10 protein-coding genes are annotated in these 12,241 nt (G+C 27.3%); 7 read left to right on the plus strand and 3 right to left on the minus strand.

The window, feature by feature from the left end:
- The first annotated feature begins 39 nt into the window (after positions 1–39).
- Positions 40–915, plus strand: coding sequence for an AraC family transcriptional regulator (locus CKV87_RS00895; protein WP_004510236.1), 876 nt, complete (start codon positions 40–42; stop codon positions 913–915).
- A gap of 46 nt (positions 916–961) precedes the next feature.
- A complete protein-coding gene (locus CKV87_RS00900) occupies positions 962–1,942 on the plus strand; it encodes a calcium/sodium antiporter (RefSeq protein ID WP_012012057.1) in 981 nt (326 codons plus the stop codon).
- A 20-nt stretch (positions 1,943–1,962) separates the two neighbouring features.
- Here the strand turns inward: CKV87_RS00900 and CKV87_RS00905 are convergent, their stop codons facing one another.
- Entirely contained in the window at positions 1,963–3,984 is a 2,022-nt protein-coding gene (locus CKV87_RS00905) for a HAMP domain-containing methyl-accepting chemotaxis protein (protein WP_012012058.1), read from the minus strand.
- Positions 3,985–4,088: 104 nt separating this feature from the next.
- Between CKV87_RS00905 and CKV87_RS00910 the strand changes: the two genes are divergently transcribed.
- The 5 genes from CKV87_RS00910 to CKV87_RS00930 all read left to right on the plus strand — a co-directional run bounded on the left by CKV87_RS00910 (position 4,089) and on the right by CKV87_RS00930 (position 10,411).
- A complete protein-coding gene (locus tag CKV87_RS00910) occupies positions 4,089–6,863 on the plus strand; it encodes a DEAD/DEAH box helicase (RefSeq protein WP_012012059.1) in 2,775 nt (924 codons plus the stop codon).
- A 77-nt stretch (positions 6,864–6,940) separates the two neighbouring features.
- The gene (gene tkt / locus CKV87_RS00915; protein WP_012012060.1) at positions 6,941–8,860 is read left to right on the plus strand and encodes a transketolase; all 1,920 of its coding nucleotides are present in this window, start codon (positions 6,941–6,943) and stop codon (positions 8,858–8,860) included.
- Between the two features lie 117 nt (positions 8,861–8,977).
- The gene (locus tag CKV87_RS00920) at positions 8,978–9,331 is read left to right on the plus strand and encodes a CidA/LrgA family protein (RefSeq protein WP_012012061.1); all 354 of its coding nucleotides are present in this window, start codon (positions 8,978–8,980) and stop codon (positions 9,329–9,331) included.
- Positions 9,321–10,043, plus strand: coding sequence for an LrgB family protein (locus CKV87_RS00925; protein WP_012012062.1), 723 nt, complete (start codon positions 9,321–9,323; stop codon positions 10,041–10,043). Before CKV87_RS00920 ends, CKV87_RS00925 begins: the two co-directional genes overlap by 11 nt.
- 14 nt (positions 10,044–10,057) lie before the next feature.
- The gene (locus tag CKV87_RS00930; protein WP_012012063.1) at positions 10,058–10,411 is read left to right on the plus strand and encodes a gamma-glutamylcyclotransferase family protein; all 354 of its coding nucleotides are present in this window, start codon (positions 10,058–10,060) and stop codon (positions 10,409–10,411) included.
- Between the two features lie 14 nt (positions 10,412–10,425).
- Here CKV87_RS00930 and CKV87_RS00935 read toward each other — a convergent pair whose 3' ends face one another.
- Positions 10,426–10,830: a DUF350 domain-containing protein gene (locus CKV87_RS00935; RefSeq protein WP_012012064.1), complete on the minus strand. Its 405-nt coding sequence runs from the start codon at positions 10,828–10,830 to the stop codon at positions 10,426–10,428.
- A gap of 63 nt (positions 10,831–10,893) precedes the next feature.
- Positions 10,894–12,240, minus strand: a complete 1,347-nt coding sequence (locus tag CKV87_RS00940) for a cation:dicarboxylate symporter family transporter (protein WP_041644841.1) — start codon at positions 12,238–12,240, stop codon at positions 10,894–10,896.
- Position 12,241: the final 1 nt, after the last annotated feature.

Genomic DNA, 12,241 nt, shown 5'->3' on the forward strand with positions numbered 1-12,241 from the left:
AGTGCTTATTTTATAGTTATTTTTTGTTATAATATTGGTATGAAAAAAGAAACGTTACAAAAAAGAACAAAAATAGCTAATGATATAATGTATTACATATATACTCATATAGAGACAAATATTGATATTGAAGAGTTAAGTATGGATTTAGGGGTTAGTAAATTCCATATGCACAGAATTTTTAAAGAAATTTTTGGAAAAAATATTTATGAAAGTATAAAGTCAATAAGACTTCAAAAAGCATCAAATTTACTTCTAACAAATAAGTATTCAACTATTTCAAATATTGTAAATCTTTGTGGTTATTCTTCTCAATCTTCTTTTATAAAGATATTTAAAGAAAGATTTGAAATGAGCCCAAAAGAGTGGAAAAATGGTGGATATAAAGAGTATTCAAATAAAATAATTCAACAATCACAAAAAGCTATGCAATCAAAAGCTGACTTTAAAAATATAGTACCAACTATTGTTAAAATGCCATTTATTGAAAGTTATTATATAAGAAACAAAGGTTATAACGTAAACATAGAAGAAACATGGCAAAAACTTGAAACTTGGGTTTTAACAAATAATATAACATCTTATAAAAGAATTGCACTTTTTCATGATAATCCTACAATTACACCATTAGACGAATGCCAATATATAGGCTGTATTATGGTTGATGATATGGAAAATATAAAAAGTGATAGGTTACCAAAATTTAAAATTGCTGAAGGCGTTTATGCAAAGTTTGATTTGAAAGGAAAAACTGGAGATGTTTTACCTTTTATCCAATGGGTTTATCATGAATGGTTACCAAAAAGTGAATATGAAACTACGACAAAACCTTCTTATGCTATTTATGAAAAATTAGATTTTTTTGATGAAGATAATGAGTTTGAATTAAGTTTTTATGTGTCAATAAATTTTTAAGAAAAACTACTATAATTACAAAATTTTATAAGTAAAAAGGTTAAAAATGTTTTTATTTTTAGGAGCAATTGTTGCAGGTTTTGCAATTCTTGTTTGGAGTGCAGATAAGTTTGTAGAAGGTGCTGCTTCAACAGCTAAGCACCTTGGAATGCCAAGTTTGTTGATTGGTATTTTAATAGTTGGATTCGGTACAAGTGCACCTGAAATGGTGGTTTCAGCAATAGCTGCAATGGAAGGAAATTCTGGACTTGCACTTGGAAATGCAATAGGTTCAAATATTGTAAATATTGCTTTGATTTTAGGAATTACTGCAATTATTGCACCAATTGCTGTGAATTCAAAAATAGTTAAAAAAGAGATACCTATTTTATTAATAATCGTTTTATTTTTAGGATATTTACTTTTTGATAATACTTTAACATTTGTTGAAGGTGTTGTTCTTTTGGTTGGTTTCTTTATATTAGTTGGCTGGTCTATTTATGCTGCAATTAAAGGAAAAGGTGATGCCTTAGAATCTGAAATAAATGATGAGTTACTAGAACACGAAATGAGTTTAAGAGCTGGAGTTATTTGGTTAATAGTTGGGCTTATTTTATTAATAGCAAGTTCTAGGCTTCTTGTTTGGGGAGCTGTTGGAGTTGCTACTGAATTTGGAGTAAGTGACTTGATAATTGGTCTTACAATAGTTGCTCTTGGTACTTCTTTACCTGAATTAGCAGCTTCAATTGTAGCAGCAAGAAAAGGTGAACATGATATTGCTATTGGAAATGTTGTTGGTTCTAATATGTTTAATATTTTAGCGGTTATTGGAATTGCAGTTGTAATTGCTCCTATGAATATTATTTCATTTGAAGTTTTACAAAGGGATTGGATAACGATGCTACTTTTAACAATAGCTCTTTTATTTATGGCTTATGGATTCAAAAATAAAGAAGGTGAAATTACAAGATTAGAAGGATTTATTCTTGTTGTTTGTTATGTAGCATATAATACTTATTTGGGAATGACACTTGTTGGAAATATATAAATAAGGCTTTAAGCCTTATTTTAAAAAGATTCCCATTCATCATTTTGTATAGATTTTTTCTCTAAAACTTTTTTTTCAGGCATTACTGCTTTTTTAGTTTCAATAAAAGAGGGTTCTTCAATTTGTTTATTCTCTTTTTTTGAAGTTTTATTTGTTAGTTCATTTTTTCCAATAAACTCTTTTTTTATAACATCATTTACAATCTCTTTTGCAATAGAATCTGTTTGTAATGCTATCTCTTTTGTTTGAGAAGCAATAGTTGCATTTTTTTGTGTTTGTCTATCTAAGCCATTTATTGCATCATTTATTTGTGAAATTCCTTTTTGTTGTTCTTTTGAAGCAGTAGCAATCTCATTTATTGTTTGAGTAGAATTTTCAATATTTTTAAGTAATTCATCATATCCTTGAATCATCTCTAAACTTATATTTTTACCTTCATTTGCTTTTGAAGTAGCATTTTCAACTAAATTTTTTATCTCTTTTGCTGCTTCTGCGCTTCTACTTGCTAAGTTTCGTACTTCTTGAGCAACAACGGCAAATCCTTTTCCAGCCTCACCTGCAGTTGCAGCTTCAACAGCGGCATTTAAAGAAAGGATATTTGTTTGGAATGCAATATTATCAATTACTGAAATAGCTTCATTGATTAAATTTACTTGACTGTTTATTTCATCCATCGCATTTGTTGTTTGTGTTGCTAATTTTTGACCTTGTTTTGCAGAATTGCTAACTTGTTGTGAATATTGTGCCATTTGATTAACACTTGAGGCATTACTTGTAACTGTTGAAGTTATCTCTTCAAGTGCTGCTGCTGTTTCTTCCAAAGAAGCTGCTGCTTGATTAGAACTCTCATTTAAAACATTAACATTTTCTAAAAGTTTATTAGAACTATTTTCTAAAATTTTTCCTGTATCTAATGATTGTTTTAATAAATTTGATATTACATCACCTAATTCATTTATTATCACAGCTACTTTTGCATAAGGATTTGGGAATCTTGCTGTAAAATCTTCTTTTTTGTAACTTTCAAGAATGTTAACTAAAATGTTTATATCTCTTGCAATTGTATGTTCTAAATAATCTTGAAGTTTTATTAATAGCAGTTTCAATTCTTTTAAATTTGGAGTATCTGAATCTTTTTCAATTTTAGCAAGCATATTTCCATTTGATAGCTCACCAACGAATCTTTCAATATCTTTTAAAAATTCTGTATCTTTTTTGATATTTGCTTCAGATTTGTATATATTTTCATTTATGATTGAAGCGATTTGTCCAAACTCATCTTTGCTATTTAAATCAATAATTGAAGGTTTTGATGTTTCGTGATTTAAAAAAGCGAAAAAACTTAATACGCCATTTTTAACTTTATTTAACGATTGAGTAATTATATTTATTGTTAAAATCGTAAAAATTACTCCTATTATAGAAACAATTATAAAAACAATACTAATCTGAATTACAGAATTTTTAGATTTATCAGCTGATTGAGAAATCATATTTAATGAAAAATTAAATGTTCTATCTTTTTGTTCAGTCATTAATTTACCAAAATTATTTGAAATTGGAATCATTTTATTTACAGTAGTTTCATATTCTTGAAATAGATTTTTTTCTGATTCATTATCAATCAATTTATACAATAGTGAATCAAGAATTCCATAAATATCTCTCCAATCTTGATATGCTTTTTGTAAAGTTTCAGCAGCTTTTTTTCCAGCTTCTGTTTTTCTTGGAATATTTTGGAAAGTTTTCCAATTTTCATCAATTATCTTCCAACTATTTACTCTTTGTTTTTCAATTTCTTGAAGTCTTTCTTTGTTACTTTTAGTTCTATCTAAAATTAAAACTTCAAGCGTTTGAGCTCTAATAGCCATTCTTTCAGCATTTATATTAGATAAACTTAAAAGAGCTGGAATTCTTTCGTCTCCTATGTTTTGCATATCATCAGACCAAGTTTTTGCACTATTAAATGCAACTAAACCAATTATGATTAATCCAGCAATTAAAAGCATTGATAAAAGTCGTAAACGATTTTTTACTAACATTATATTATCCTTATATAGTAAATTTAATGATATTAGTAAATATAAAGTTAATAAAAAATTAATTCTGTATTATAAGGAAAACTTTTGAATGTAAAAATAATTAAATGAATAATTTAGTAACAAATAATCAAATAACAAACTTTTTTAATAATATAACAGAGCTATTAGATAATTGTGAAAGTTTCTATTTTAACGTAGCTTTTATAAATTTTTCAGGAATTCAATTACTTCTTGATAGTTTTAAAAAATTAGAAGAAAAAAATATAAAAGGTAAAATTTTAACTTCTACATATCTAAATTTTACGCAAATAAAAGCTTTAGAAAAAATCAAAAAGTTTAAAAATATAGAGTTGAAAATCTATGATTGCGAAGTATCAAATATAGGTTTTCATAGTAAATCTTATATTTTTGAATTTAAAGATGATTATAAAATCTTAATTGGTTCATCAAATATAACTGCAAGTGCATTTAAATCAAATATCGAATGGAATGTAAAAACAATAACAAAAAAAGATGATATTTTTTTAAAAGATGTTTTAAATGAGTTTGGAACTCTTTGGAAGAGTTCAAGAAAAGTAAATGATGAGTTTCTAACTTCATATTCAAATTTTTTAAATAGCCAAAACAAAGAGTTTAAATCTTTTAGTTTAAATCAAATAAAAACAAATTTTATGCAAGAAAAAGCTTTGGAAAAGTTAGAAAATCTAAGAAACAAAGGTGAAAATAAAGCTTTAATAATCGCAGCAACTGGAACTGGAAAAACATATCTTAGTGCATTTGATGTAAAAAATTTTAAAGCAAAAACTATTCTTTTTTTAGTTCATAGGGAAAATATTTTAGTAAAAGCAAAACAAAGTTTTGAAGAAATTTTACCTCACATTAACTCTTTTGGTTTATATACTGGAAATAAAAAAGAACAAAATAAAAATTATCTATTTTCAACTATTCAAACAATGAGTTCAAACTTTTTAGAGTTTTCACAAAATTTTTTTGATTATATTATTATTGATGAAGCTCATCATGCCACAAGTCCAAGTTATAAAAAAATCTTAGATTATTTTAAACCAAAATTTTTATTGGGGCTAACTGCAACTTCAAACAGAATGGATGGAAACTCTATTTATGAAATTTTTGATGAAAATATTGCACTTGATATAAGACTAAATGATGCACTTGAACATAATTTGATTGTTCCTTTTCACTATTATGGAATAAGTGATATACAAAGTATAGATTATGAAAATGTGGATTTAATAAAAATTGATTTATTAGCCAAACTTTTAAGTGTAAATAAAAGGGTTGATTTTATTATTGATAAGATGAATTTTTATTCAAATAGTGGAAATAAAAGAAAAGTTCTAGGTTTTTGTGTTTCAAAAGAACATTCTAATTTTATGAGTGAAGAGTTTAATAAAAAAGGTATAAATTCTATAACTTTAACAAGTGAAGATTCTATTTCTAAAAGAGAAGATAGTATCAAAAGACTGGAAAATGAAAATGATAGTTTAGAAGTGATTTTTACAGTTGATATTTTCAATGAAGGTATAGATATTCCATCAATTAATATGGTTTTGTTTTTAAGACCAACAAATTCTCCTATAGTTTTTGTTCAACAACTTGGTCGAGGTTTACGAAAATATCAAAATAAAGAGTTTTTAACAGTTCTTGATTTTATAGGAAATCATAAAAAAGCTTATTTAATAGCTCTTGCACTTGTTGGAAATAAGATGATTGATAAAGAAAGCATTAAACTCTCACTACAAAACAATTTTGCAGATTTTAAAAATGCTTTTATTAGTATCGATGAAATCTCAAAAAGTAGAATTTTAGAGCAGATAAACAAAGAGAATTTTAATCAACTAAAATATCTAAAAGAACAATATTTTGAAGTAAAAAATATTTTAAGAAAAATTCCTAGTTTAGTTGATTTTTTGCAATTTGAAGATGTGATAAATCCTTTAAAATTTGTTGATGAAAGTAAATCATATATAGAATTCTTGGCAAAAGTTGAAGATGATAAAAAACTAAAAGAGTTGATTTTAGATGAAAATTTTATAAAAGCTATAAGATTTATAGAAAATGAGTTACCAATAAAAAGAGTTTATGAGTTTGTGATTTTAAAATATCTTTTAAATAATGATTTTTGTGATGAAAATATAGCTTTTAAGATTTTAAATAAGTATTTAGATAGAGTTGATAAAGAGACGATAATTCATAGTTTTTTATATTTAAGACAAGATTTTTTAGATTCTGCACAAAGTAGTAGATATTTAAAACTAATAAATTATGAAAATAAAATCGCACGCAAAACAAAAGAGTTTGAAGAACTTTTGAAAAATGAAAATTATAAAAAAATATTTGAAGATAGTTTGAATTTTGGAATTTATAATTATGAAGAGGAGTTTGGTTTAACTGATTTTGGAAAACCATTTTTAAAACTATATTCTAAATACAATATGCTAAATATTGCAAAACTTTGTAATTTCCCAAAAATTCATAGTTCATTTAGAGGAAGTGGATTTTTAAAATATGAAAATGATTTCTTTTTATTTATAAATTTAGAAAAAGAGAAGTTTTCAAAATCTGCAAATTATCATAATGCCTTTTTATCAAAAGATGTTTTTACATACCAAAGTAAACCAAGTCATTCTTCTGATAAAGGTGATGGAGAAAGATTGTGTGAAAATAAAAAATTCGGAGTTAAACTTCATATATTTGTGCGAAAATATGTTCAAGTTGATAAAAAAACGCAAGATTTTATCTATCTTGGAATTGCAAATACTCTAAAATACTGGGATAATAAACCAATAAGTTTAGAACTAAAACTTGAAAATCCTCTGAGTGATAAACTTTTTGAAGAGTTTACTAAAATAGTTTAGTAACTTAAAAAATTAAATACTTTTTAGATATAATCGCTTAAAAATTTTAAATAACTCACCAAACAATTAGGATAATTATGTCAAAACAACTTCTACAAAAACAAGCAGATACTATCAGATTTTTAGCAGCTGATATGGTTCAACAAGCAAACTCAGGACATCCTGGTGCTCCAATGGGATTAGCTGATATTGCAACAGTTTTAAGTAAACATTTAAATGTAAATCCAGCTGATGAAAAATGGTTAAATAGAGATAGATTAGTATTTTCAGGTGGTCATGCAACTGGATTAGTTTACTCTTTATTACATCTTTGGGGATTTAATGTATCTATAAATGATATTAAAAACTTTAGACAAACTCACTCTAAAACTCCAGGACATCCAGAATATGGTCATACTCATGGAATTGAAATTACAACAGGACCTTTAGGACAAGGAATTGCAAATGCAGTTGGATTTGCAATGGCAGGAAAATATGCACAAAATCTTCTTGGAAGTGATGTAATAAATCATAAAGTTTACTGTTTATGTGGTGATGGAGATTTACAAGAGGGTATTTCTTATGAAGCAACAGCAACAGCAGGACATTTAAAACTTGATAATCTTGTAATAATTTATGATTCAAATTCAATCACAATTGAAGGTGATACAAGTATTTCTTGGAGTGAAAATGTTAAAAAAAGATTTCAAGCTATTGATTTTGAAGTAATAGAAATAGATGGACATAATTTTGACCAAATTGATAAAGCCTTAGTTGCTGCTAAATCATCAACACTTCCAGTATTAATTATTGCAAAAACAGCAATTGCTAAAGGTGCAGTAACAATGGAAGGAAGTCATCATTCTCATGGAGCTCCATTAGGTGAAGATGAAATTGCAAAATCTAAAGAAAAAGCAGGATTTAATCCTGAAGAAAAATTCTTTGTACCAGCTGATGTAAAAGGTGCTTTTGATAAATTAATCGTTGGTTCTACTGCTCAAAATGCTTGGATGGAATCACTTTCTGCTCAAACAAAAGCGAAAATTGAAGAATTAAAAAATCCTAATTTTGATTCAATCGTTTATCCAACTTTTGAGCCTGATTCAAGCGTTGCAACAAGAGATTCAAATCATAAAATTTTAAATGCAATTGCAAAAGCAATTCCAGGATTTTTAGGTGGAAGTGCTGACTTAGCACCATCAAATAAAACTGAATTAAAAGATATGGGTGATTTCCCAAAAGGAAGAAATATTCACTTTGGTATCAAAGAACATGCTATGGCAGCTATTACAAATGCAATGAATTTATATGGATTATTTAGAGTTTATTCTGCAACATTCTTTGTATTTAGTGATTATTTAAAACCAAGTGCAAGAATAGCTGCACTTGCAGGAATTCCTCAACACTTTATTTGGACTCATGACTCTATTGGTGTTGGAGAAGATGGTCCAACTCACCAACCAATTGAGCATTTATCACAATTTAGAGCATTACCAAATTTCTATACATTTAGACCAGCTGATGCAACAGAAAATATTGAGTCTTGGAAAGTTGCTTTAAAAATGAAAGCTCCAACTGCTTTTGTTTGCTCAAGACAAGGTTTAAGAGTATTAAAAGATGAAAAAGCTTATGGAAATGTTTCAAATGGAGCTTATTTATTAAAAGAAAGAGAAAATGCAAATATCACTATCATGGCATCTGGAAGTGAATTAATGCTTGCACTTCAAACAGCTTGTTCTTTAGAGGAAGACGGAATTTTTGCAAATGTTGTTTCAGTTCCTTGTTTTGATTTATTAATGGAACAAAGTAAAGAGTATGTTGACAGAATTATAAATAAAAATACAAAAGTATATGCAGTTGAAGCAGCTCGTGGTTTGGAATACTACAAATATGCTGATGTTGTGTTTGGTATGGAAACATTTGGAGCATCTGGACCAGCAAATGATTTATTTGAAGAGTTTGGATTTACAAAAGATAAATTAAAAGCAAAAATTATTGCTGACTTCAAAAACAATTAAATAGGTGAGAGTTAAAACTCATCTATTAATTTCTTAATTAATTTAAAAATCTCATCTTCTTTTTATATTAACTTCATATAATCTGTTTTTTTAAAAACTTAATAACAAGGAAAAAGTTTGTTAAAAGGTATTATAGTTTTATTAGTTTTCCAATTTTTAGGCGAGTGTATAGCAAAATTCTTCACTCTTTTAGTTCCAGGTCCTGTAATTGGGATGGTTTTACTTTTAGTATTTTTAATTATAAAAAAAGGAAGTTTTCATAGTCTTGATAATGCAGTTGCTCTTCATTTAAGATATCTTCCACTACTTTTTATTCCAGCAGCTATGGGAATAATCACTCAAATAGATATTATTACAAAAGAGTTTTGGGCGATATTTATAGCTTTGTTTTTTGGAACATTAATAGCTTTAATCTTTGCCGCAAAATTTATGGATTTTTTAACTTCAAAGGTGAATAAAGATGAATTATGAAGCTTTAACAAATTATATTAGTTCAACTCCTCTTACTTGGTTGATTATAACAATAGCAGCTTTTAAATTTGGAATAATAATTTATGAAAAGTTTAATAAACATACACTTTTACAACCAATTATTATTGCTTATGTGATTATTTTATTTTTAATTATTTACACAAATACCTCATTTGAGAAGTATTTTAAAAGTGTTGAAATAATTCATTTTTTTCTTGGCCCTGCAACTGTAGCACTTGCACTTCCTTTATATAAAAATTTGAAATATATAAAATCACTTTTTTTACCAATAGTATTAACACTCTTTATAGCTGGAGTTTTTTCAATAGTAATTGCAGTTAGTCTGCTTTATATTTTTGGAGCACATCTTCCAACTATTTTATCAATGACTACAAAATCTATAACTGCTCCAATTGCAATTATAACTTCACAACAAATAGGAGCTATTCCTTCACTTGCAGTTGGTTTTGTTTTGATTACGGGAATTGTTGGAGCTTTATTTGGAACAATTGTATTTAAGATTTTTAAAGTTAAATATGAAACTTCAAAAGGTTTTGCACTTGGACTTGTATCTCATGGAATTGGAACTGCAAGAGCAATTGAAATAAGTGAAAAAGCAGCAGCTTTTGCAGCACTTGCTATGGGGTTAAGTGGAATATTTACTGCAATCTTTCTTCCAATAGTAATTACATATTTTAAAAATATTTTCTAAAATAAGGACTAAAAGTGAAAGAAACTCTTTTTGTTTATGGAACTCTTATGCCAAATTGTCCAAATGCTCATATTCTAGAAAATATTGTGGGAAAGTTTCTTCCAGCAACTGTAAAAGGAAAATTAGTTGATGCTGGCTGGAGTGCAAGTATGGGATATCCAGGTATTAGACTTGAAGATGGTAGTGATACAATACATGGTTTTTTATTTTATTCAGATAATCTTATAAATCATTGGGATTTTTTAGATGAATTTGAAGGAGAAGAATTTATAAGAATGCCTATAAAAGCTGAAAGATTTGATGAAATTGAAGTTGATACTTATATATATACTTTAAAAGATGAAATTATAGAAGAAGAGCTATATTAATATAATCAATGAGTTTAATAACTCATTGATCCAGCATTGATTAATCCAATACAAATTGATAAAAATGCCATTAAAATTCCAACAGAAATTACTCCTTGTGAAATTTTAGAACTAAATGAATATTTTCCTTTAGTTCTTGTAACAATAGATGCAAAAATTAATTGAATAATTATAGCTATAACTCCCCAAACAACAAAGTCTATATAAGAAACAGAGTTTTCTAAAGCACTATAAATAGGAATTGAAACTCCAATTATTGCTCCACCAAATCCTAAAGCAGCTGCAATGTTATTTTCTTCAAAAATAAGTTTATAGTCATCATAAGGTGTAACTATAGAATAAAGATAAAGAAAAGAAACTACAAGCAAAATTGCTGTTAAGAAAAAGCTCATAAAGTTAAAAAATAATCCAATTTCCATTTTTAATCCTAATTTTTGTTCTATTCTATCAAAAAGTTGTTAGATAAAACTTTATCTAACGACTTATTTAATTGTTTTTGATCCAATAACACTTTCAATTTTATCTGGGTTGTTAAGTGCATATTGGAATTTTTCCATATCAATTTTTTTGTCCCAAACACCTACAACAACAGCTGCAACTGCATTTCCACAAAGATTTCCAACTGCTCTCATTTCAGACATAAATTTATCAACACCAAGTAAAACAGCAACTGTTACAACAGGAATTGCTCCACCCATTGCTCCTAAAGTTCCTGCAAGTACGATAAATCCAGAACCTGTAACTCCAACTGCTCCTTTTGATGTAACCATCAAAATTAAAATAATGAATAATTGTTGTTCAATAGTTAAAGGAATATTAAATGCTTGTGATAAGAATATAATACAAAGTGCTAAATAAATATTTGTACAATCAAGGTTAAATGAGTAACCAGTAGGTAATACTAATCCTGTTACAGATTTTTTTACTCCAGCTGCTTCAAGTCTTCTCATAAGTGGTGCTAAAGCAGATTCACTAGAACTTGTTGCAAATACAATTAATACTTCTTTTTGAATATATCTCATAAATTTGAAGATATTAACTTTAAAGAATGCCATGATAATACCTAAGATAACAAAAATAAATGCAAGAACAGATATAAACATAACACCTAATAAACTTGCCATGTTAATAAGTGAATCAATACCAAATTTCCCAATTAAGAAAGCCATAGCACTGAAACTTGCTAAAGGAGATAACCACATTAAAATGATTAACACTTTGAAGAAAAAGTTTTGTGCAACTTCAACAGGTTTTAAAATTTTTGGTTTATGTTTTCCACCAAAAGCAGAAATTAAGATAGCTAAAACTAAAGCCATAACTAAAACTTGTAAAGTTTGACCAGTTAAAAATGGTGTAATAGGGTCAGTTGGAATTGCATTTTTAAGAATTTCCCAAATATCTCCCACTTTGTCTGGATCAACATGAGTATATTTATCAACAGTGCTAACACTTTTTTCATCAAGGTGATTAACATCAAGATTCATTCCATGTCCTGGTCCAAACCAGTTACCAAAAATAACACCAATTGCTAAAGCAAATGTACTTACAATTTCAAAGTAAATAAATGCTTTAAATCCTAATGAACCTAATTCTTTAAGAGATTCTAGTCCAACAATACCAGAAATTATCGTAAGAAAAATAATAGGTCCTACAAGCCATTTTAATATTTTTATAAACCAATCAATACCTGGCTTTGCTTCTATTCCTAATGCAGGATTAACATACCCCACAATAATACCTGCGATGATACCAAATATTACCCAAAAAGCTAAGCTTTTAACAGTATAGTCCATCAAAGTTCTTTTTTTCAAATCTACTTCTTGTTCCAAA

This window comes from Aliarcobacter butzleri (genome assembly GCF_900187115.1).
Lineage (GTDB): Bacteria > Campylobacterota > Campylobacteria > Campylobacterales > Arcobacteraceae > Aliarcobacter > Aliarcobacter butzleri.

Bases quoted from the DNA above. Each gene is read 5' to 3' on its own strand.
- CKV87_RS00895 (WP_004510236.1), top strand. From the start codon at position 40: ATGAAAAAAGAAACGTTACAAAAAAGAACAAAAATAGCTAATGATATA.
- CKV87_RS00900 (WP_012012057.1), top strand. From the start codon at position 962: ATGTTTTTATTTTTAGGAGCAATTGTTGCAGGTTTTGCAATTCTTGTT.
- CKV87_RS00905 (WP_012012058.1), bottom strand. From the start codon at position 3,984: ATGTTAGTAAAAAATCGTTTACGACTTTTATCAATGCTTTTAATTGCT.
- CKV87_RS00910 (WP_012012059.1), top strand. From the start codon at position 4,089: ATGAATAATTTAGTAACAAATAATCAAATAACAAACTTTTTTAATAAT.
- tkt (WP_012012060.1), top strand. From the start codon at position 6,941: ATGTCAAAACAACTTCTACAAAAACAAGCAGATACTATCAGATTTTTA.
- CKV87_RS00925 (WP_012012062.1), top strand. From the start codon at position 9,321: ATGAATTATGAAGCTTTAACAAATTATATTAGTTCAACTCCTCTTACT.
- CKV87_RS00935 (WP_012012064.1), bottom strand. From the start codon at position 10,830: ATGGAAATTGGATTATTTTTTAACTTTATGAGCTTTTTCTTAACAGCA.